At 68.4% G+C, this 22,318-nt stretch carries 18 protein-coding genes; 10 read left to right on the forward strand and 8 right to left on the reverse strand.

Features of this window, described 5'->3' with window-relative positions:
- Positions 1-78 precede the first annotated feature (78 nt).
- Together KF780_02905 and ssb are read left to right on the forward strand one after the other, a co-directional pair.
- Complete coding sequence (locus tag KF780_02905; protein MBX3560741.1) at positions 79-1,953, forward strand: cytochrome c/FTR1 family iron permease; 1,875 nt, start codon at positions 79-81, stop codon at positions 1,951-1,953.
- A 63-nt stretch (positions 1,954-2,016) separates the two neighbouring features.
- A complete protein-coding gene (ssb, locus tag KF780_02910; GenBank protein ID MBX3560742.1) occupies positions 2,017-2,496 on the forward strand; it encodes a single-stranded DNA-binding protein in 480 nt (159 codons plus the stop codon).
- Here the strand turns inward: ssb and KF780_02915 are convergent.
- The gene (locus KF780_02915) at positions 2,493-3,020 is read right to left on the reverse strand and encodes a DUF177 domain-containing protein (GenBank protein ID MBX3560743.1); all 528 of its coding nucleotides are present in this window, start codon (positions 3,018-3,020) and stop codon (positions 2,493-2,495) included. The genes ssb and KF780_02915 overlap by 4 nt on opposite strands.
- Complete coding sequence (locus KF780_02920) at positions 3,017-3,538, reverse strand: ubiquinol-cytochrome C chaperone (protein ID MBX3560744.1); 522 nt, start codon at positions 3,536-3,538, stop codon at positions 3,017-3,019. Before KF780_02920 ends, KF780_02915 begins: the two co-directional genes overlap by 4 nt.
- Before the next feature lie 120 nt (positions 3,539-3,658).
- Between KF780_02920 and KF780_02925 the strand changes: the two genes are divergently transcribed.
- Positions 3,659-4,144, forward strand: a complete 486-nt coding sequence (locus KF780_02925; GenBank protein ID MBX3560745.1) for an outer membrane protein assembly factor BamE — start codon at positions 3,659-3,661, stop codon at positions 4,142-4,144.
- A gap of 61 nt (positions 4,145-4,205) precedes the next feature.
- Here the strand turns inward: KF780_02925 and KF780_02930 are convergent, their stop codons facing one another.
- Positions 4,206-6,473, reverse strand: a complete 2,268-nt coding sequence (locus KF780_02930) for an NADP-dependent malic enzyme (GenBank protein MBX3560746.1) — start codon at positions 6,471-6,473, stop codon at positions 4,206-4,208.
- A 167-nt stretch (positions 6,474-6,640) separates the two neighbouring features.
- On the opposite strand from KF780_02930, the gene mutS reads away from it, so the two are divergent.
- The gene (mutS, locus tag KF780_02935) at positions 6,641-9,202 is read left to right on the forward strand and encodes a DNA mismatch repair protein MutS (GenBank protein MBX3560747.1); all 2,562 of its coding nucleotides are present in this window, start codon (positions 6,641-6,643) and stop codon (positions 9,200-9,202) included.
- A complete protein-coding gene (locus tag KF780_02940; protein MBX3560748.1) occupies positions 9,202-11,946 on the forward strand; it encodes a [protein-PII] uridylyltransferase in 2,745 nt (914 codons plus the stop codon). Before mutS ends, KF780_02940 begins: the two co-directional genes overlap by 1 nt.
- An 85-nt stretch (positions 11,947-12,031) precedes the next feature.
- On the opposite strand, the gene KF780_02945 is transcribed toward KF780_02940, so the two are convergent.
- The 3 genes from KF780_02945 to thrS all read right to left on the reverse strand — a co-directional run bounded on the left by KF780_02945 (position 12,032) and on the right by thrS (position 17,726).
- Positions 12,032-14,818, reverse strand: coding sequence for a TonB-dependent receptor (locus KF780_02945; protein MBX3560749.1), 2,787 nt, complete (start codon positions 14,816-14,818; stop codon positions 12,032-12,034).
- Between the two features lie 257 nt (positions 14,819-15,075).
- Positions 15,076-15,603 (reverse strand): translation initiation factor IF-3, encoded by a 528-nt coding sequence (gene infC, locus KF780_02950; protein ID MBX3560750.1) that lies wholly within the window; start codon positions 15,601-15,603, stop codon positions 15,076-15,078.
- A gap of 122 nt (positions 15,604-15,725) precedes the next feature.
- Complete coding sequence (gene thrS / locus KF780_02955) at positions 15,726-17,726, reverse strand: threonine--tRNA ligase (GenBank protein ID MBX3560751.1); 2,001 nt, start codon at positions 17,724-17,726, stop codon at positions 15,726-15,728.
- 315 nt (positions 17,727-18,041) lie between these two features.
- On the opposite strand from thrS, the gene KF780_02960 reads away from it, so the two are divergent.
- The 5 genes from KF780_02960 (at position 18,042) to KF780_02980 (ending at position 20,409) form a co-directional block, all read left to right on the forward strand.
- Positions 18,042-18,212: a hypothetical protein gene (locus tag KF780_02960; GenBank protein ID MBX3560752.1), complete on the forward strand. Its 171-nt coding sequence runs from the start codon at positions 18,042-18,044 to the stop codon at positions 18,210-18,212.
- A 3-nt stretch (positions 18,213-18,215) separates the two neighbouring features.
- A complete protein-coding gene (locus KF780_02965) occupies positions 18,216-18,626 on the forward strand; it encodes a hypothetical protein (protein MBX3560753.1) in 411 nt (136 codons plus the stop codon).
- Positions 18,623-18,829: a helix-turn-helix transcriptional regulator gene (locus tag KF780_02970; protein ID MBX3560754.1), complete on the forward strand. Its 207-nt coding sequence runs from the start codon at positions 18,623-18,625 to the stop codon at positions 18,827-18,829. The genes KF780_02965 and KF780_02970 overlap by 4 nt, the downstream gene beginning before the upstream one ends.
- A 51-nt stretch (positions 18,830-18,880) precedes the next feature.
- Complete coding sequence (locus KF780_02975; GenBank protein MBX3560755.1) at positions 18,881-19,624, forward strand: alpha/beta hydrolase; 744 nt, start codon at positions 18,881-18,883, stop codon at positions 19,622-19,624.
- A gap of 122 nt (positions 19,625-19,746) precedes the next feature.
- Positions 19,747-20,409 (forward strand): tetratricopeptide repeat protein, encoded by a 663-nt coding sequence (locus tag KF780_02980; GenBank protein ID MBX3560756.1) that lies wholly within the window; start codon positions 19,747-19,749, stop codon positions 20,407-20,409.
- Here the strand turns inward: KF780_02980 and KF780_02985 are convergent.
- Both KF780_02985 and KF780_02990 read right to left on the reverse strand, forming a co-directional pair.
- Entirely contained in the window at positions 20,397-21,131 is a 735-nt protein-coding gene (locus tag KF780_02985) for an SIMPL domain-containing protein (protein MBX3560757.1), read from the reverse strand. The two genes, KF780_02980 and KF780_02985, sit on opposite strands and share 13 nt — an antisense overlap.
- An 88-nt stretch (positions 21,132-21,219) precedes the next feature.
- A complete protein-coding gene (locus KF780_02990; protein ID MBX3560758.1) occupies positions 21,220-22,248 on the reverse strand; it encodes a DUF1311 domain-containing protein in 1,029 nt (342 codons plus the stop codon).
- Between the last annotated feature and the right edge of the window lie 70 nt (positions 22,249-22,318).

Here is a 22,318-nt window from a genome sequence, read left to right on the forward strand (position 1 = left end):
CGCATCATTCCTTGATGCGGACGGACTCGCGTGGCGCATATCTTGCTCAGATTCGTCGGTTTCTGCCTGCTGGTCGCCATGGTGGCGCCGGCCAATGCCGCTGCCGCCGCCGTCCAGACCACCTGGCGGCTGCTCGACTATATCGCGGTCGATTATCCCGAAGCGGTCGAGGACGGCCGGATCGTCAATCCGGGCGAATATGAGGAGATGCGCGAATTCTCCGCCACGGTCGCGGCGCGGCTGCGCGAACTGCCCGCTCATGCCGCGCGCGATGCGCTGATCGCGGAGAGCGGACGGCTGCGCGCGGCGATCGAAGGACGGCGCCCGCCGGCGGAGATCGCCGCTCTGGCGCGAGGTCTTGGCGACCGGCTGATCGCCGCCTTCCCGGTGCCGCTGGCGCCCACTGCCGCGCCGGACCTGACGCTCGGCGCGACCCTGTTCGCCCGCGATTGCGCCTCCTGCCACGGTCCGAACGGCGATGCCGCCGTGCCGATGGCCGCGACGCTCGATCCGCCGCCGATCGATTTCACCGACCGGGCCCGGGCGCGCGAGCGCAGTCTGTTCGCGCTCTATCAGGTGATCGGGCAGGGCCTGGAAGGCACGGCGATGACGAGCTTCGCCCATCTGTCCCCCGAGGAACGCTGGGCGCTGGCCTTTCACAGCGGATGCTATGCTTATCCGGAATCGCTGGTCGCGGCGGGGCGTGGCCTGTGGGACGGCGATGCCGCATTGCGCGCCCGCATTCCCGACCTGGAAACGCTGGTCCGCCTAACCCCCGCCGCCCTCGCCGCCGAAATCGGGGAGGAACGCGCCGCCGCAATCATGGCCTATCTGCGCGCCAACCCGGCGGCGGTGACGGCACCGGCAAGCGGAGCCGGTCAGCTTGAGCAGGCACGCATCCTGCTCAGGCAGAGTGTCGAGGTCTATCGCAGCGGCGACCCCGTCCGGGCGCGGGAGCTGGCTTTGGCCGCCTATCTGGACGGCTTCGAGCCGCTGGAAGCGCTGCTGGCCGCGCGCGATTCGGGACTGGTCGCGCGGATCGAACGCGAAATGGGGGCATTGCGCGCGGCGATCAGCGGCAATGCGGCGGCGGCGGACGTCGAGGCGCGCGCCGATGCTCTCCAGGCCCTGTTCGGCGAGGCCGAGGCCGCGATCGCGCCGGAAAATGCGAGCGCCGCCGCCACCTTCCTCGGCGCCTTCACGATCCTGCTGCGCGAGGGGCTGGAGGCGCTGCTGGTCGTGGTGGCGATGATCACCTTCCTGATCCGCGCGGAACGGCGCGACCGACTGCCCTTCGTCCATGCCGGCTGGGTCGCCGCGCTCGCCGCCGGAATCGCGACCTGGTGGGCGGCGAGCCGCTTCATCACGATCAGCGGCGCGGGCCGCGAGCTGACCGAAGGGTTCGGCGCCCTGCTCGCCGCGGCGATCCTGGTGAGCGTGGGCATCTGGATGCATTCCAAGGCGCAGGCCGGCGCCTGGCAGGCCTATGTCCGCGACAGGCTGGACAATGCGCTCGGCCGGGGCTCGGCGATCTTCCTGTTCGGCCTCGCCTTCCTCGTCGTCTATCGCGAGGCGTTCGAGACGATTCTGTTCTTCATCACTTTGGGCGCGCAGGGGCAGGGCGGGGCGCTGATCGGCGGCGTGGCGGCGGCGATCTTTGTGCTGGCGCTGATCGCCTGGGCGATGCTGCGGCTGGGCAGGAAGCTGCCGATCGCGACATTCTTCGCGTTCAGCGCGATCCTGATCGCGGTGCTCGGCGTGGTTCTCGCCGGCAAGGGGATGGGCGCGCTGCAGGAGGCCGGGTTGGTCGGCGTCACGCTGTTGCCGGGCGTGCCGCGCATCGACCTGATCGGCCTGTCGCCGACGCTGGAGACACTGGCCGCGCAGCTCGTCACGATCGCCTTGCTCGCCATCGGTTTCGTCCGGGCGCGGCGGAGCGTTTCCGCCACCTGAGTCCGTTGCCGCGCCGGGCGGCTTGTCCTATGCCGGGCGCATGACATTCAGGAGATTTTCGAGATGGCGGGCGTGAACAAGGTCATTCTGGTCGGCAATCTGGGCGACGACCCGGAAGCGCGCAGCCTGAACAATGGCGGCGAGGTGGTGAATCTGCGCGTCGCCACGTCGGAAAGCTGGACCGACAAAGCCACCGGCAACCGCCAGGAGCGGACCGAATGGCACCGCGTCGTGATCTTCAACGAGAATCTCGGCCGTGTCGCCAAATCCTATCTGAAGAAAGGCTCCAAGGTTTATCTGGAAGGCCAGATCCAGACCCGCAAGTGGCAGGACCAGTCCGGCCAGGACCGCTATTCGACGGAGATCGTCCTCCAGCGTTTCCGGGGCGAGCTCGTCCTCCTCGACAGCCGGGGCGGCGGGGGCGGCGGCGACGATTATGGCGATCGCGGCGGCGATTTCGGCGGGGCCCAACGCCAGCCGCAGCAGCAATCGCGCCCGCAGCCGGCTTTCGACAGCGATCTGGACGACGACGTCCCCTTCTAGGGCTTGAGCTTGTCCCTGAGGCTCGCCAGCGCGCCGAACGGGCCGCTCTCCTCCTCGCCCTTCACCCCGGCTGCCTTCAGGGCGGCCCCCGCTTCCTGCGCGCGGGGATAGGGATCGAGCGTCAAAGCGAGCGTCTGCGCCACCGCTTCGCCAAGATCGACTGCGCCGCCCTCGTAGAAGATCGTGTCGAGCTCGCCTTCGTCCAGCTCGATCTCCTCGTCGGGCCGCGCATCGCCCGGCTGGGGCCGGAAGACGATCTCGAACGGCTCGCCGATTTCCTGCGGCACCGGCACGCCGCTGGCGACGCAGCTTTGCATCACCGCCGCCGCGATTCGCCCCGTCGCGGTCACGGCCGGGCCTAAACGCCGCAAGGACGCTTCGGCGGTCAACCGATCGATCGCGGCCAAGCCGAAGCGCCGGGCCAATGCCGCGCGCTCGGCGTCGTCAGCCGTCACGGTCATGGCACGCGGCGCCTCGCCGAGGGTGTCGAGCGCCACCGGCCGGCTGAATTCGGGCGCGTTCATGGCTTGGGCAGCCGTCCGGCGACGAGCGCGTCCACGTCCGCCCCCGCCAATGCGGCATCGAAGGCTTCGAGCCGCGCCGCGACCCAGGCCACCGCCGCGTCGGACGGCGGCGCGTCGTGAAAGACGTTGCGCCGCACCGCCTCGGCCAGGGCGCCATTCTCGCGGGCCGAGCGCAGAGCGCCCAGCCGGCCGCCCAGCGCGCTCATCATCCGCCCGACATGCTTGCCGACCACATAATCGCCGACGCCGATCTGGCGCAGAGTCGCGTCCATGTCGTCGATGAAGGTCTCCGTGAGCAGCGCGGAGGGGCGGCGGCCTTCCTCGCCGGCAGCTTCCAGGCGCAACAGGACCAGGGCGGTCAGCGCCGCGATCATGTCGAAACGGCCGTCCAGCGTGTCGGGTACCTGGCCGTCCCGGTACCAGGCGGGATCGCGCCCGGCCGCGACGATCGCGGTGTAGAGCGGCAGCAGCGCGGCGCGCTCGCTTCTGGCGCCGAAGATGCGTTTCAGAAAGGACAAGGCGGTGACCCGAATATCGCGCGGCTTGCGCCGGTTAGCCGATGTTCATATTGGAGAGGCTAGTCAAGTCCGCCGCCGCCCCACGGGCCGGCGCCCGGACGATCAGGAGTTTCGCCCGCAATGACCTTCCGGCCCGCTTCCCGCGCCTTTCTGGCCGCCACGCTCGGCGCCGCCGTGCTGACGTCCGGCTGCTCGCCATTGCGCGAACAGCAGGGATATGTGGTCGACGAGCCACTGGTCGCCGCGATCCAGCCCGGCGTGGACAATCGCGAATCGGTCGCCGGCACGCTCGGCCGCCCGACCTTCGTCGGCCAGTTCGACCGCCAGGAGCGCGACTGGTATTATGTGTCGCGCTCGACGGCGGCGCTCGCCTTCCGCATGCCCAGGCCTACCGCGCAGACCGTGCTGCACGTCCGCTTCGACGAATCCGGCAATGTCGAGAGTGTCCAGCGCACCGGCCTCGAGCTGGTCGCCAATATCCGCCCGGACAGCGAAACGACGCCGACGCTCGGCCGGCGCAACAGCCTGTTCGAAGAGCTGTTCGGCAATATCGGCGCCGTCGGCCAGGGCGGCCAGCGCGGCCAGACCGCCGACAATCCGCAATAAGCCGTCGGCCGTCTCGTCTCCGGCACCCCACGGCGCCGGAGCTTGAACGAATGGCGCCGCCCTAGCGCACGATCCGCCCCGCCGCGAGGACGGCGAGGGTGACGAGATCGGACGCGGTGGCGGTCATCGGGGCGATCTGTACCTGGCGCTGCATGCCGACCAGCATCGGGCCGATCACCGAATCGCCGCCCAGCTCCTTGACCAGCTTGGCCGAGATGTTGGCGGTCTGCAGGCCCGGCATGACCAGCACGTTGGCCGGCCCGGTGAGGCGGCTGAACGGGTAGATTTTGTGCATCGCCGGATTGAGCGCGACATCCGGCGGCATCTCGCCTTCATATTCGAAGTCGATATCGTCGCGCGCGTCCATCAGCTTCACCGCGTCGCGGATGCGATCGAGGAAGCTGCCCTCCGGATTGCCGAAGGTGGAATAGGACAGGAAGGCGACGCGCGGCTCGTGGCCCATGCCACGCGCGACCTCGGCGGTGCGGATCGCGATCTCGGCGAGCTGCTCGGGGCCGGGGCGCTCCGTCACCGTGGTGTCGGCGATGAACACGGTGTGGGACTGGCCGACCATGACATGGATGCCGAAGGGCGTGACGCCCGGCTGCGGATCGAGCACCCGGCGAATCTGGCGCAGATTCTGGGCATAGGTGCGCGTCACGCCGGTGATCATCACATCCGCCTCGCCCGCATCGAGCAGCAGCGAGGCGAAGATGTTGCGGTCCTGATTGACCACGCGCTCCACCTCGCGCGGCAGATAGCCGCGCCGCTGGAGGCGCTGATAGAGCCGGTCGGCCAATTCTTTCACGCGCGGATAATTGCGGCTGTTGAAGACGGTGAAGCTCTCCGGGTCCTCGACGCCGAGCGCGCGCAGGCGATCGTGCACATCGTCGCGGCCGACCAGCATCGGGATGCCGTAGCCGCCGTCGCGGAAGGCCACCGCCGCGCGCAGCACCACATCCTCCTCCCCTTCCGCGAACAGCACGCGGCGCGGATTGGCGCGGGCGGCCTCATAAGCCAGCGTCAGCACCGAGGTGGTGGGGTTGAGCCGGGCGCGCAGCCGGGTGCGATATTCGGCCATATCCGCGATCGGCAGGCGGGCGACGCCGCTGTCGATCGCCGCCTGCGCCACCGCGGCGGGCACGACCTCCATCAGCCTCGGATCGAACGGCGCGGGAATGATGTAATCCGGGCCGAAGCTGTGCGCCCGGCCGCCATAGGCCGCCGCCACTTCCTCCGGCACCGCTTCGCGCGCCAGCTCGGCCAGCGCCCGGGCGGCGGCGATCTTCATCTCGTCGTTGATCGCGGTCGCCCGCACGTCGAGCGCCCCCCGGAAGATGAACGGGAAGCCCAGCACGTTGTTGACCTGGTTCGGATAATCGGACCGCCCGGTGGCGACGATCGCGTCGGGCCGCACCGCCTTCGCCTCGGGCGGGGTGATTTCCGGATCGGGATTGGCCATGGCAAAAATGATCGGCTTCTTCGCCATGTCCTTGACCATGTCGGGTTTCAGCGCGCCGGCGGCGGAGAGACCCAGAAACACGTCCGCGCCCTTCAGCGCCTCTTCCAGCGTGCGCGCCTCGGTCGGGGCGGCATGGGCGGACTTCCACTGGTCCATGCCCTCGGTCCGGCCCTGGTAGATCACGCCCTTGCGGTCGCACATGATGACATTGTTATGGGCGACGCCCATCGCCTTGATCAGCTCGGTGCAGGCGATCGCCGCCGCGCCGGCGCCGTTCACCACCACCTTCACGTCCTTGAGCTTGCGCCCGGTCAGGTGGCAGGCGTTGATCAGGCCGGCCGCGCTGATGATCGCGGTGCCGTGCTGATCGTCGTGCATGACCGGGATGTTCATGCGTTCCCGGAGCGTCTGCTCGATGATGAAACATTCCGGCGCCTTGATGTCCTCCAGGTTGATGCCGCCGAAGCTCGGCTCCATCAGCGCCACCGCCTCGATGAACTTGTCGGGGTCTTCGGTGTCGAGCTCGATGTCGATCGAATCGACGTCGGCGAAGCGCTTGAAGAGGACGGCCTTGCCCTCCATGACCGGCTTGGACGCCAGCGCGCCGAGATTGCCGAGGCCGAGGATCGCGGTGCCGTTCGAGATGACGGCGACGAGATTGCCCTTGGCGGTATAGTCATAGGCCTTGCCCGGATCCTCGGCGATCGCCCGCACCGGGACGGCGACGCCGGGCGAGTAGGCCAGGCTCAAATCGCGCTGCGTCGCCATCGGCTTGCAGGCGACGATCTCGATCTTGCCGGGCCGGCCCTGGGAATGGAATTCCAGCGCCTCGGCTTCCGAGAATTTGACGTTGCTGCCCTCGCTCATCCCAAGCTCCCTGTTTGGGAAAAGCTTTAGGGTCCGCATTCGATGGCCGCAATGGGCGGGATCGCAGCGGCGCCCGGCACGCCGTGCCGGTTTCTTCGGCGGCGCGAAGGAGGTATCGAACCGTCATGGCCAGCGCCCGCCCCGTCCCGGATTCCGCTCCCACGCCGATGATGGCGCAATATCTCGCGCTGAAGGCCCAGGCCGGAGACTGCCTGCTCTTCTACCGGATGGGCGACTTCTTCGAACTGTTCTTCGAGGATGCCCGGATCGCGGCCGCCGATCTCGACATCGCTTTGACCGCGCGCGGCGAGCATGATGGCAAGCCCATCCCGATGTGCGGCGTGCCGATCCACGCCGCCGAAGCCTATCTCGCCCGCCTGATCCGCGCCGGCCACCGCGTCGCCATCGCCGAGCAGACCGAAAGCCCGGCCGAGGCGAAGAAGCGCGGATCCAAATCGGTGGTCAACCGCGCGATCGTCCGCATCGTCACCGCCGGCACGCTGACCGAGGAAGCGCTGCTCGATTCCCGCGCGGCCAACTGGCTGGCGGCGGTGGCGAAGGCGGGCGAGCGCTACGGCATCGCGGCGGCCGACATCTCGACGGGGCGGTTCGAACTGGGCTCCGTTCCGGCCGGAGCGCTCGACGCCGAGCTGGCGCGGCTCGCCGCGGCGGAGATCATCTCGCCGGAGCCGCTGCCGGACTCGATCGAGCGGCGGGCCGGTTTCGACAGCCTGGCGGCGGAATGCAAGCTCAAGGAGCGGTTCGAGGTCGGCACGCTCGATGGCTTTGGCCAGTTCGACCGCGCCGCCCTCTGTGCCGCTGGGGGCCTGCTCGCCTATCTCGACGAGGTCGCGCGCGAATCGCTGACCTTCCTGCGTCCGCCGGTCGCGGTCGCGCCTGCCGATCATATGGCGATCGACGCCGCCACCCGCGAAAGCCTGGAGCTGACCCAGTCCGCCTCCGGCACCCGCGCCGGCAGCCTGCTCGCCGCCGTCGATCGTACCGTCACCGGCGCCGGTGCCCGGCTGCTCGCCGCCGATCTCGGCGCGCCGCTGCTCGATCGGGCGCGGATCGAGGCGCGGCTCGAGCTCGTCGCCGCGTGCGAGCGGGACGCGGCGCTGCGCGAAAGCCTGCGCCGTCAGCTCCGCGCCCTGCCGGATATCGGCCGGGCGCTCGGGCGGCTGGTCGCCGGACGCGGCTCCCCGCGCGATCTTGGGCAGCTTCGCGACGGGCTGAGCGAGGCGCGGCGGCTGCACGATCATCTCGCGCGCCTGCCCGAACCGCCGGCCCTGTTGGCCGGCCTGCTTCCGGCGCTGACCGGGCATGGCGAGCTAATCGATCTTCTGTCGCGCGCGCTCGTTCCGTCGCCGCCGATCGACGCGGCCCAGGGCGGCTATATCGCGGAAGGGTATGACGCCGCGCTCGACGCGCTACGCGCCACCGGCGGCGAGGGGCGGCGGGCGATCGCGGCGCTGGAGGCGCGCTATCGGACCCAGACCGGGATCGCGACGCTCAAGATCCGGCACAACAATGTGCTCGGCTATCATATCGAGGTGCCAGCCCGGAACGCCGACAAGCTGATGGCGGCGGAATCGGGCTTCACCCATCGCCAGACGCTGGCCGGGGTCGTACGCTTCAACGCGCCGGACCTGCACGAACAGGCGCTGCGCGTTGGGCAGGCCGGGGCGCATGCGCTCGCCGCCGAAGCGGCCCATCTGGAGGAGCTGACCGAAGCTGCACTGAAGCGGGCCGAGTCCATCGCCGCCTGCGCCGATGCGCTCGCCCGGTTGGACGTATCCGCCGCACTGGCCGAGCGGGCTGCCGAAGGCGGCTGGTGCCGCCCCGCTTTCGACGAGGCGAATTGCTTCGAGGTGGAGGGCGGCCGCCATCCGGTAGTCGAAGAGGCGCTCCGGGCAAGCGGCACGCGCTTCGTCGCAAACGACCTCCACCTCGGCGAGAGCTCCCGCCTCTGGCTGGTCACCGGCCCGAACATGGGCGGCAAATCCACCTTCCTGCGCCAGAACGCGCTGATCGCGATCCTCGCCCAGGCGGGAAGCTACGTCCCCGCCGCGCGCGCCCGCCTCGGCCTCGTCGATCGGCTGTTCAGCCGGGTGGGCGCGTCGGACAATCTCGCGCGCGGGCGTTCCACCTTCATGGTCGAGATGGTGGAGACCGCCGCGATCCTGGCGCAGGCGGGACCGCGCAGCTTCGTCATCCTCGACGAGGTGGGACGCGGCACCTCGACCTATGACGGCCTCGCCATCGCCTGGGCGGTGGTCGAGGCGATCCACGACACTGCGCAATGCCGCTGCCTCTTCGCCACCCATTATCACGAGCTCACCCGGCTGGCGGAACGGCTCGACGCGCTCTCGCTCCACCATGTCCGGGCGCGGGAGTATAAGGGCGATCTGGTGCTGCTCCACGAAGTCGCCTCCGGACCGGCGGACCGTTCCTACGGGCTTGCCGTCGCCAAGCTGGCCGGCCTGCCGCCCCCCGTTCTCGCCCGCGCCAAGGCGGTGCTCGGCAAGCTGGAGGAAGGCCGCGCCGCGACCGGGGGCATCGCTGCCGGGCTGGACGACCTGCCGCTCTTCGCCGCCGTGCCCGCCGAGGAGGCCGCGCCCGATCCGCTGCTGGCCGCGCTCGCCGAGATCGAGCCGGACAGCCTGACCCCGCGCGAGGCGCTCGACATCGTCTATCGGCTGAAACGGCTGCAGGCGGAGCGGAGCTGATGGCGACGCGCTTTTCCGCCATCCCCGCGCGCCGCGAGATCATCGACCGGCGTCTGATCGCCGAGCGGATCGCGGACGCGGACCGCGCCGGGGTCACCGCGATCCTCAAGGAGGCGCTGGGCCGGGGCCGCGACGAGATCTCCCGGCGGCTGGCGGACAAGCCCTATGCGGGCACCGAGACGGCCGCCGCCTATGCCTTCCTCCACGATCAGGTGCTGCGCCTCGCCTACGATCATGTCGTCACCCGCGAATATCCGCTCGCCAACCCGACCACGGCGGAGCGATTGATGCTGCTCGCGGTCGGCGGCTACGGGCGCGGCGAGATGGCGCCCTTTTCGGACGTCGACATCGGCTTCGTCACACCGGGCAAGCGGACCGGCTGGAGCGAATCGGTCATCGAATCGATCCTCTACCTGCTCTGGGACCTGGGCCTGAAGGTCGGCCATTCGGCGCGCAGTCTCGACGAGCTGGCCCGCGCCGCTTTGGCTGACCATACCGTGCGCACCGCGATCCTCGAATCCCGCTATCTGTGGGGCGACGAGGCGCTGTACGACGAGGCGCAGACCCTGTTCTGGAAGAAGGCGGCGGGCAGTCCGCGTGCCTTCGTCAAGGAGAAGCTGGACGAGCGCGACGCGCGCCACAAGCGGATGGGGGACAGCCGCTACCTGGTCGAGCCCAATATTAAGGAGGGCAAAGGCGGGCTGCGCGATCTCCACACGCTCTTCTGGATCGGCAAATATGTCCACCGCGTCGGCTCGGTCGCGGAACTGGTCGATGTCGGCCTGCTCTCCGCCGACGAGCTGCGGCGCTTTCAGCGCGCGGAGCGATTCCTCTGGGCGGTGCGCTGCCACCTCCATCTCGTCGCGGGACGGGCCGAGGAACGCCTCACCTTCGATCACCAGCGCGCCATCGCCGAGCGGATGAACTATGCCGACCGGCCCGGAAAATCCTCGGTCGAGCGCTTCATGCGCCACTATTTCCTGCACGCGCGCACGGTGGGCGATCTGACCGGCGTCTTCCTCGCCCATCTCGACGAGAAGTTCGCCGCGCGCGGCCGCCGCTTCACTTTGCCGAGCCTGATGCGCCGACCGCGCCGGCTGGAGGGCTTCATGCTGGAACGGGGCCGCCTGGCGGTCCCCGACGAGCAATTCTTCGCCGCCGATCCGGTGCGGCTCATCCGGATGTTCGCGCTGGCCGACCGGCACGGGCTGGAAATCCATCCCAATGCGATGCGCGCCGCGGCGGCCAACGCCAAGCTGATCGACGCGCATATCCGCGCCGACCCCCGCGCCAACGCGCTGTTCCTCGACGTGCTCACCAGCCCGCGCGATCCCGAGACGGTGCTGCGCTGGATGAACGAGGCAGAAGTGTTCGGCCGCTTCATTCCCGATTTCGGCCGGGTCGTCGCGCGCATGCAGTTCGACATGTATCACCATTATACGGTGGACGAACACACGATCCGGGCGATCGGCCTGCTCGCACGGATCGATAAAGGCGAACTGAAGGAGGATCACCCGCTCTCCACCCGGCTATTCAACCACATCGCCTCGCGCCGCGTCCTCTATGTCGCCGTGCTGCTGCACGATATCGCCAAGGGGCGCGGCGGCGATCACAGCCTGCTTGGCGAACAGGTCGCGCTGGCGCTCTGCCCGCGCCTGGGCCTGACGGCGGCGGAAACCGAAACCGTTGCCTGGCTGGTGCGCTGGCACCTCCTGATGTCGGCGACTGCGCAGAAGCGCGATCTCGCCGACCCCCAGACGATCCAGGATTTCGTCGGGCGCGTGACCAGCCTGGAACGGCTGCGATTGCTCTATATCCTCACCGTGGTCGACATCCGCGCCGTGGGGCCCGGAACCTGGAACGGCTGGAAGGCGCAGCTGCTGCGCACCCTGTTCGACGCCGCCGAGGAGATGCTCCGGCTCGGCCACAAGCAGCAGGGGCGGGCGGCGCGGGTGGAGGAAGTGCGCCGCGCGCTGGGCGACCGGCTGGGCTGGAACGATGCGCGGCTCGTCGCGTATGCCGACCGACTGCCCGACAGCTACTGGCTGGCCGAACCGATCGAGGTGATCGATCGCAATGCGCGCTTCGTCGCGGCGGCGGATAGGGACGGGCCGGCGACGGCGCCCTACGAGACTGGCGCACAGCCGGAACGCGGCGCGACGCTGGTGACGATCTATACGCCCGACCGGCCCGGCCTGTTCTATCGCGTCGCCGGCGCGATCAGCCTGGCGGGCGGCAACATCATCGACGCGCGCATCCACACCACGGCGGACGGCATGGCGCTCGACAATATCCTTGTCCAGGACATGGCGGGCGGTCCGATCGCCGATCACCATCAGCGCGAGCGGCTGGAGCGCGCGGTCGGCGATGCCGTGGCGGGGCAGGAGCCGTCATTGCCGCGCCTCGCCGCGCGGGCGCTCCCGCTGCGCCGGGCCGAGGCGTTCGCGATCAATCCGGCGGTGTTCATCGACAACAAGGCCTCGAGCCGCCACACCGTCGTCGAGATCAATGCCCGCGACCGCGCCGCCTTGCTGAGCGAGCTGGCGCGCGCCTTCCATGAATCGAAGGCATCGATCCGCAGCGCCCATATCGCCACTTATGGTGAGCGCGCCGTCGACGTCTTCTATGTTGCCGACCATGACGGTGCGAAAATCGACGCGCCGGCCAGGCTGAAGGCGCTGGAAGCCCGGCTGCTCAAGGCCGCCGGGGAGGGCGGAACGACGGCGGACCGCAGGGCGGCCTGAGCGCCCGGGATCGGGAATGGCGGATGAAAAAGGCCCCCGCCTTCCGGCGAGGGCCTTCTTCCCCCCAAAGGGACATGGCCTGTTCCTAGAAGCGGAAGCGGCCGGTGATGCCGAACGTACGCGGCTCGGCGAGGAAGCTCGCGAAGAGCTGGTTCGCCGTGCCGAAGCCCTGGGTCGCGCCGAACGAGCGGACCTGGGCGACGCTGTTGCTGCCCTGGAACGGCGCGTTGAACGCGACCTGCTGATATTCCTGGTTGAACAGGTTCTGCGCCCAGAGCTCGACCGCCCAGCGCTGGCCCGGACCGCGGATGCCGAGGCGTGCATTGAACAGCGCGAAGCTGTCCTGCTCCTTCTCCGGGAAGAGATCGGACCCGGTATTGTAATCGGAAGTCAGGCGCGCATCGATATAGACGAGCGCACTGAGCCCCGAAGAGCCGAGCGAGGGCGTCCACGTCAGCGAGCTGGTGACGACGACCTGCGGCGCGTTCGACAGATTGTCGCCGGGCAGCAGGAACAGCGCCGAATCCAGCGGCGCCCCGGTGTCGCGTCCGACCAGGTCGTTGCGATAGCGGGTGTTGGCATAAGTGAAGCCGGCCGTGAGCTGGAGATCGCGGCGCGGATAGATCGCCGCTTCGACCTCGATGCCGGTCGACACCACGCCGGCGCGGACCTGATCGGCCGGACAGGCTCCGGTGGCATTGCTGGCATCCGAATCCGTCCCGCCCAGATCGGCGCCGCAGCCGTTGATGTTCTGGACCAGGAAGACGGAGCCGTTGAACGTGTTGAGCTGGAAATTGTCGAACAGCTGGTGGAAGGCCGCGACGTTCAGGATGAAGCGGCGACGCGTCCACTTCATGCCCAGCTCGAACGCGTTGACGATTTCCGGATCGAACTGGAGATTGCCGGTGCCGAACGCCGCGCCGCGCCCGCCGACATTGCGCGGATCGCTGGGCGCGAAGATCGGCGAGCCGAGCGCCGAGCGATCGAGATTGAAGCCGCCCGCCTTATAGCCGCGCGAATAGCTGGCATAGAGCAGCAGGTCGCTGGTCGGCCGGTAGGAGAGCACGCCGGTGCCGGTGAACTCGTCCTCGTCGCGCTCGTCGGACAGGTTGAGCGCGTTGAGCGCACTCGACGAATTGCCCTGGCACGTCAGGTTGACGAGGCCCGCGACGAGCGGTGCCGCGGTCGCCGGTATCAGGCCGGCGTTGGCGCCTCCCGGGAGGAAGGGCGAAAAGGCCGCCTGCTGGATCGGGCAGATTGTGTTCGTGTTGTTGAAATTGGCTGAAAATTCCTTCTTCTCGCTAGTGTAGCGAAGGCCGATCGTTAGGCTCAGATTGTCGGTGATGTTGAAGATGTTGTGAGTGAAGAGCGCCCAGTTGGTGCTCTCCTGGAAATAATTGGCGTTGCTGTCGCCGACGCTGTTGACCGTGCTCAGGCGATCGAGGCCGCCCAGGAAGAGCGGCGCCAGCGCGCCGAACGCGCCGGTCAGCGTCGCCCGGCCCGCCGGGCTCATGCAGCCCGGCGCGGCCGGATCGCGCAGCACCGAAGCGGCGTTGATCGTCGCGACGAGGCGGCAGGCGGCGAAAGCACCATATTGGGCACCGAAGCGCAGATTGTCGCGCAGCGACAGATCCTCGCTGGCGAAATAGCCACCGACCAGCCAGTCGAGCGCACCGTTGAACGCCGATCCCTGCAGCCGCAGCTCCTGCGTGAAGGTGCGGAAGCGGCGGAAGGCGTTGCCGTCGTCGGCGCGGAACAGGATGTCGACATTGGTGTAGTCGACATCGCCCGGCTGCTCGGACCGGTAGCTGCGATAGGCGGTGATCGCGGTCAGGGTCGCGCCGCCCAGATCCCAGTCGATCTGGCCTGAGAGGCCCCAATCGCGGGTGCTGCCCTCATAAGTTAGGCCGGGCGTGATCGCGATCCGGCGATTATAGGGATCGCCGGCGGACGGAATGACGCCGCCCAGGCTGGTCAGGACGTCGATGATCCGGTTGCTCGGCGCGGTGGAGAAGTCGCCGGGCGCGCCGGGCGTCGGATCGAATGTCTCGGACAGCCCGACATAGACGGCACCGCAGCAGGATTCGTCGCGGCGGGTGTAATCGCCGATCAGCCGGATCGAGATCGCGTCGCTGGGCTCGAACAGCAATTGGCCGCGCACGAACAGGCGATCGCGGTCGTTCACCGTGCTTTCGGTCGCGCCGCCGGCGTTGACGACATCGTAGAAGCCGTCGCGACGCGCGTAAATCGCATCGATACGAAAAGCGGTGTTCTCGCCGATCGGGCCGGTCACCGCGCCGGCGGCGCGGGCATAGTCGTAATTGCCGTAGGTAAGTTCGGCATAGCCGCCGAACTCGAACTCGGGACGGCGGGTGATGACATGGATGAGGCCGGCCGAAGCGTTGCGGCCGAACAAGGTGCCCTGCGGCCCGCGCATGACTTCGACGCGATCGACCTCGCCCAGCTCGTTAAGGCCGATGCCCGAGCGCGAGCGATAGACGCCGTCGATGAACACCGCGACCGAGCTTTCGAGACCCGGATTGTCACCGACCGTGCCGATGCCGCGGATGCGGGCCGAACCGTTCGCTTCGGTGCCGGTCGAGGAGACGAGCAGCGACGGCGCGAGCTGGTTGAGCTGGCGGATGTCGCTGGCGCCAGTATTGGCCAGCGCCTGGCCGCCGACCGCGGACACGGCAAGCGGCACATCCTGGAGGACCTGGCGGCGACCCTGGGCGGTGATGACGATCTCCGCCTGGGTGTTGACGGCGCCTTCCTGCGCGCTGGCGTCGGCGGCCGCTTCCTGATCCTGCGCATGAGCCGGCGCGGCGAGCGCGGCGAAACCGGCGGACAGCAGCCAGAAGGTCTTGGACATGAACCCCTCCCAATATGTTATCTGTTTGGGAGAAGGCTAACCCGGAAGCCACGGCTCCGCCAGCGGAAAAACCGCGGAATTCCTTAGGTCTGGCGGCCCTTATTGCAAATCCGCAACAGATTGGTTGCGAGTTGAAACGGGTGTGATCGGCCTTCCGCTACGGAAAGCTGGCCTCCTTCGCAATCGCCGGATCGGGGCGAAATCGCGGCCGCCGACCGGTTTTCGGACCGCGCGCGCCTTTCGGGGTGAACGGGGGCTTATTTGGGGGCCAGAACCATCAGCATCTGGCGCCCTTCCATGCGCGGATGCTGCTCGATCTTGGCGATCTCGGCGACATCGGCCTGGACGCGCTGCAGGAGCTGCATGCCCAATTCGCCATGCGCCAGTTCGCGGCCGCGGAAGCGCAGCGTCACCTTCACCTTGTCGCCCTCGCCGATGAACTCGACGATCTTCTTCATCTTCGTCCCATAATCATGGTCGTCGATGTTCGGACGCATCTTGATCTCCTTGATCTCCTGCGTCTTCTGGGTCTTGCGGGCGAGGTTCGCCTTTTTCTGGGCCTCGTACTTGAACTTGCCGACGTCGAGGAACTTGCACACCGGCGGATCGGCGTTCGGGGAAACCTCGACGAGATCGAGGCCGACATCGGCGGCCTGCTCGATCGCCTCGGCGGTCAGTAGAACGCCGAGATTTTCGCCATTCTCATCGATCACGCGCACCTTGGGCGCGGAGATGAATTCGTTGAAGCGGGGGCCGCTGAGCGGCGGGGCGGCGGGACGCCGCATCTGGGGGGAACGTATGTTGGCTTCTCCTGATGCCGAAGGGCGGCCTTACCTAGTGAATATGCCGCGCGAATGAAAGATGCTGCTCCACGGGGCCATGATTTTTCGCGCCGCGCTGTGGCGGATCAGTCCCGCAGATCCGGCGCCCGCGCCTCGGCCGTGAGACGATCGACCAGCGCGTCGAGGCCGATCACCTCCTGTCGCGCATCGGCGCCGAGCGGGCGCAGCGCGACGGTGCGCTCGTCGGCCTCGCGCTTGCCGACGACCAGCAGGTAGGGAACCTTGGCCAGGCTGTGCTCGCGCACCTTGTAATTGATCTTCTCGTTCCTGAGGTCCGCCTCGATCCGAATTCCCGCCGCGCGCAGCACGGATTCGACCTCGCGGGCATAATCGTCGGCGTCGGACACGATCGTCGCCACCACCGCCTGGACCGGCGCCAGCCAGAGCGGGAACCGGCCGGCATAATGCTCGATCAGGATGCCGATGAACCGCTCGTAGGAGCCGAAGATCGCGCGGTGCAGCATCACCGGCCGGTGCCGCCCGCCATCCTCGGCGACATAGGAGGCGTCGAGTCGCTCGGGCAGGTTACGGTCCGACTGGATCGTGCCGACCTGCCAGGTGCGGCCGATCGCGTCGGTGAGATGCCATTCGAGCTTCGGCGCGTAGAAGGCGCCTTCGCCCGGCAATTCCTCCCAGCCATATTCGTCCGTGGCGAGACCCGCCGCGACGACGGCGTCGCGCAGCTCGCCTTCGGCCAGGTCCCACATCTCGTCGCTGCCGAAGCGGTTTTCGGGGCGCAGCGCCAGCTTGATCGAATAGCTGAAGCCGAAATCCCTGTAGATGCGGTCGGCGAGCTCGCAAAAGGCGCGGACTTCAGCCGACACCTGATCCTCGCGGCAGAAGATATGGGCGTCGTCCTGCGTGAACTGGCGCACCCGCATCAGCCCGTGCAGCGCGCCGTGCGGCTCGTTGCGATGGCAGCAGCCATTCTCGTAGAAACGCAGCGGCAGCTCGCGATAGGACTTGATGCCCTGGCGGAAGATCAGGACATGGGCCGGGCAGTTCATCGGCTTGAGCGCCATCCAGGCCGCATCGTCCGAGACGATCGGGCCTTCATCCTCCGTGTTCGGCACCTCGTCGGGGATGACGAACATGTTCTCGCGATATTTGCCCCAGTGGCCGGATTGCTCCCACTGACGCGCGTCCATCACCTGCGGCGTCTTGACCTCCTTGTAGCCCGCGCCGTCGATCGCGCGGCGCATATAGGCCTCCAGCTCGCGCCAGATCAGATAGCCTTTCGGGTGCCAGAAGACGCTGCCATGCGCCTCGGCCTGGAGGTGGAACAGGTCCATCTCCTGCCCCAGCTTGCGATGGTCGCGCCTGGCCGCCTCCTCGAGCCGGACGAGATGCGCGTCGAGCTGCTTCTTGTTGAGCCAGCCCGTGCCGTAGATGCGCGACAATTGCGGATTGCGTTGGTCGCCGCGCCAATAGGCGCCGGACACGCGGGTCAGCTTGAAGGCGTCGGGATCGAGCTTGCCCGTGGAGGCGAGATGCGGGCCCCGGCACAGGTCGAGCCAGTCGCCGGTGCGGTACATGGAGATCGTCTCGTCCTCGGGCAGCTCCATCACCCATTCGGCCTTGAACGTCTCGCCCTGCGCGACGAAGAAATTGCGGACCCGCTCCCGATCCCATTCCTCGCGCACCAGCGGCGTGTCGGACCGGATGATGCGCCGCATCTCCTCCTCGATGACCGGCAGGTCCTCCTCGGTGAACGGGCCGCGCTCCGGAGCGGGCGCAAAATCGTAATAGAAGCCGTCCTCGGTCGCCGGGCCGAAGGTGATCTGCGTACCCGGGAACAGGCGCTGCACCGCCTCGGCCAGGACATGGGCGAAATCGTGTCGCGCCAGCTCCAGCGCGTCCGCCTCGTCGCGCGCCGTGACCAGCGCCAGCTCGCTATCGCCGTCGAACGGACGGCCGATGTCGCGCAGCTCGCCATTGACCCGCGCCGCCAGCGCCGCTTTGGCGAGGCCCGGCCCGATCGCAGTCGCCACGTCGGCGGGGGTGGAGCCCGGCGCGACCTCGCGGACCGATCCGTCGGGAAGGCTGATCTTCAGCAATTGCGTCATCGTCTGTCCTGTTCGCGTATCGCGCGCCGGATTACGGGCGCGACGGGCGGGAAACAAGGGGAAGGTGGGAAGGTCCGCCGGCCCTGCCCACCACCGGGCAGCGGCCGGAAACGCCCCGCGTCAGCCGACGCGCACGCTCCGCCGCCCCCGGCCGGGGCGGGTGATAGTCGTCGTGCGGGCGCTGCGCGAAGCCATGTCGACCATATAGGCGAAGCACGGCGAAAAGTCACGGCACCTCTCTTGTAAAGGACAGTTGACAAATGACGAAGTCTTTTGTAAACCTCGCTTGTCATTCAGGCAAGGAAGGTTGACCATATGTCCATCATTCATCAGGCTCTGTTCTGGGCGCTCGCCATCCTGCTCGTCGCGCTGACGGGCGCGACCGGGCTCATTCCGGAGCGGGTGGCCACTTCGCTCGTCACCGTTCTGCCGCTCGTGATGGTCGCGATCATCGCCGGTCGCCGCCGGCGCTGCGCGAAGGCCTGAGCCATGGCCGCGAACCCGGCGCAAAGGCGCTATCTGCGCCGCACGATCCCGATCACGATCGCCTATCTCGCCGCCGTCTTTCTCGCGGCTGCCCTGGTCGATGACCGCGCTTCGGTCAGCGCCGGCGTCGTCGCGCTGGCGCTGCTGCCGGGCATGGCCGCTTTGGGCTGGATCTGGGCGCTGGGCCGGCTGCTGGTCGAGCTGGACGACGAATATCTGCGGATGCTGGAGGTGCGGAAGTTCCTGATCGCGACCGCGATCGTGCTCGCCGTGTCCAGCGTCTGGGGCCTGCTGGAAATGTTCACCAGCGTGCCGCGCCTGCCGGTTTTCTACATCTTCCCGCTCTGGTGCTTCAGCCTGATCTTCGGGCAGCTCCTCAACCGCTCTACACTGGACGACGGAGGCTGTTCGTGAAGAACCGCCTGCGCGTCCTGCGCGCCGAGAGGGAATGGAGCCAGGGCGATCTCGCCGAGCGGCTCGGCGTCTCGCGCCAGAGCGTCAATGCGATCGAAACCGGGAAATACGATCCGTCTTTGCCGCTCGCCTTCCGCATCGCCGATTTGTTCGAGCTCAGGATCGAAGAGGTGTTCGAAAATCCCGCCAAGGAGCCCGCCTGAGAGGCCGCCCAGGCCGTTTCAGCTTCGCCGAAACCGGTCTAAAGCACGGGTATGAGGATCAATTTCAGCGACAATTCGACCAGCGCCGCTCAGCGGCTGGCCCATCATCACCGTGCCGGGCGCGGGCCGACCATCGTCTTCCTGCCCGGCTACATGTCGGACATGGAAGGGACCAAGGCGCTGGCGCTCGATGCCTGGGCCGAGGCCGAGGGGCGGGCAATGCTGCGCTTCGACTATACGGGCTGCGGCGCCAGCCCGGGCGAATTCGAGGAACAGACCCTCGCCCAGTGGCGCGACGACGTGCTGGCGATGATCGACGAAGTGGCGGGCGGGCCGGTCGTGCTGGTCGGCTCGTCGATGGGCGGTTGGCTGATGCTGCTCGCCGCGCTCGCCCGGCCGGAGCAGGTGAGAGGTCTGGTCGGCATTGCCGCCGCGCCGGACTTCACCGGCTGGGGCTTCACCGAGGAGCAGAAGCTCACCATCCTGCGCGGGGGCCGGCTGGTCGAGGAAACGCCTTATGGCGACCAGCCCTATGTCACCAGCCGCGCCTTCTGGGAGAGCGGCGAATCGCTCCGGCTCATGCACGCGCCGCTCACCATCGATTGCCCTATCCGGCTGCTGCACGGACAGGAGGACAGGGACGTAGCCTGGACCTGGGCGCCGGAAATCGCCCGGCTCGCGCGTTCAGCCGACGTGCAGGTGACCTTGATCAAGGACGGCGACCACCGCCTGTCGCGCCCCGGCGATCTCGCTGTGCTGATCGCGACGGTGAAGACGCTGATGGAGCAATTGTGACCCCTTTCCTGATCGCGCTTGCGCTGCAGGGCGCCGCGCCGGCCGCCGAAGACACCGTCGCGCTCGAACGTTATGCCGCCTGCATCGACCTGGTGCAGGCCGACGCGGAGCGCGCGATCGAGATGGCGAGCGCATGGCGGGTGGAGGGCGGCGGCCTGCATGCCCGCCAGTGCCTGGGCCTCGCTTATGTCGCGCTGGAGCGCTGGGCGCCGGCGGCGACAGTCTACGAGCAGGCCGCGCGCGAGGCCGAAGCGGCAAACGATACCCGCCTCGCCGATTTCCATGTGAAGGCCGGCAATGCCTGGCTCGCGGCCAGCGAGCCGACCCGCGCCGTGCAGGCGCTCGATGCCGCACTCGCCGCGCCGCACCTCAGCGACGAGTTGCGCGGCGAGGTCCATCTCGATCGGGCCCGGGCCCTCGTCGCGCTCGGCAGTGTCGCCGGCGCGCGAACCGATCTCGATGAAGGGCTGCGGCTGGTGCCGTCCGATCCCTTCGCTTGGTACCTTTCCGCCGCGCTCGCCCGGCGTCAGGGCGATGCTGCCCGCGCGCGGACCGACATCACCCGCGCGCTGGAGATGGCCGCCGACCATCCCGACATCGTCCTGCTCGCCGGCACGATCGCGGGCGAGGCGGGCGACATGACCGAGGCGGAACGCCTCTACCGGCGGGTCGCCGAGGGCGCGCCCGACAGCGAGGCCGGTCGCATCGCCCGGGCCAGTTTGGATACCCTGCGTGAGGTCGAAGTCGATGCGCCCCGCCCCGCGCCCGCGCCTCAACCCAGATAGAATTCGATCGTCGTCACCACCCGCACTTTCTGGTTGGGCGAGTCCCGTCCGCCATAGCCTTCCTCCGACACGTCGCCGTCGCGCGGCCCGATCGAGAAATAGCCCTGAGTGGCGGAACGGATGCCGCCCACGCTGGTGCCCGAATCCTCGGCGAACTGCTCGGCGCCCTCGCGCGCGTTGCGCGTCGCTTCGGCGATCATCTCCGGCTTGATATCGTTGAGACGGGTGAAGATGTACTGCATCCCCGACCCCTCCTGCAGCCCGACGCCCGCGCGGATCAACTCGAACTGGCGAGCATAAGCGCGCTGGGCGCGGGCGACATCCTCGGAACGGAACTGGAGGCGGCGGCCGACCGTGACGATGTTCGCGCCCCGCTCGCTGCTGTAATAGGAACTGACCGAGCCGCCCGCATCGCTCACCGCCTCGTCCGGAAAGCCGGCGGCGCGGAAGAAGTCGCGGATGCGGCGGGTGTCCTCCTCGATCTTGCCCTGCACGGCGGCGAGCTCGGTGCCGTTAGCGGACAGGTTGATCGTCCAGGTGGCGAGATTGGCGGTCACGTCGCGCTCGGCCAGCCCACGCATCGTCACCGCCCGATCGGCCATGCGCGCCCGTTTGAGCCCGTCGCCGAGCAGATAGCCGCCGGCGATGATGCTGGCGGCAAGGATCAGGACGGCGATCAGGATGGTGGCGCGCTGCTGCTTGTCTTGGATCCCTTCGGACATGGCGATTCCTCCCCGCCCGGCACGAACGCGCCGGGACGATCATCTATCTCACGGCGGCGATGAACCGTGCATTTATGTGGACAAGCCGTTATCCCGGATCGGTCAGCATACGGGTTCGCTGCGCCGTGAGCCAGGCGGCCAGGTGATCGCGCGGCATGGCGGGATAAGCGCGCGCCGCGAAGGCGAGGAAGGTGTCGCGGTAGCGCAGCCAGGCCCGCTGCGCCGCGCGCACCTGCTCCCAAGTCACCGTGCCCCGCGCTTCGCGCCACAGCTCTTCCCGCCGGGCCGTATAAGCCGAGTTGAGCGCCGCATCGGCTTCAGCGAAGGCGGCGGCGGGCAAGCGGCGCGCATCGAGCCGCCGCATCGTATCGAGAAAGGCCTCGTGCGCCGCTTCGCGCGCGCCGATCGATAGCGCGACGCGAAGCGTGCCGGACATATCGACCTCGCCGTCGCCATGCGCGCCGATGAAGGCGTCGCGCGCCGCCTCCAGCGCGGCATAGGCCCGGCGCTGGGGCGGCGTCAGTCGCTCGTTCAGGGCGGCGAGCGCCGCCGCCCGCCCGACCTCGGCGATCCTTGCCTCGTGACCGGCACAATAGCCGGCGGCGAGACCGCTGGTGATGTCGTCGCAATAGTGGAAATCGGTGTCCGTCCAGCCTTGCGCCCTGAGTTCGGCGAGACGAGTCACGCGCCCATGCGATTCCATCGGCGCGCCTTCGACATTGCAAGCGAGGTGCGTCGCGACATCGAAGTCGCGGCGCGCGCCGACGCCGTTGGCGTAAATGGTCATCAGGATCACGCGTCCCGACAGCGGCGCATGATCGCGCTCTTCCGCGATCTCGGCGAAAGCGCAGAGCCGCGCCCGTTCCGGATCGGCCGGCATGCCGATGCCGTAATAGAGCACTTCGGAATCGCAGCCGGCGAGCGACGCGCGCATCGCGGCGTCGGGCCGGTCCGAGGCGGGCGGTTCGCGGTCCCGCACCTGCCGGCACAAGGCGCGCGAAGGCTCGAAAGCCGGATTGTCGGCGAAGACGTCGTCGCCCTCGCCCCAATCCTGGGCCAGCGCGGCGCCGAAGAGCCCCGTCGCCAGCATCGCGGTCAGCACGGCTTTGGTCTTCATGCGCGCCCCCGTCTGTGGCAGAGGAAAATCCTAGGCGCTCATGCGTTTCGCCACAATCCAACGCGGCCGG

Source organism: Sphingomonas sp., from assembly GCA_019635535.1.
Classification (GTDB): Bacteria; Pseudomonadota; Alphaproteobacteria; order Sphingomonadales; family Sphingomonadaceae; genus Allosphingosinicella.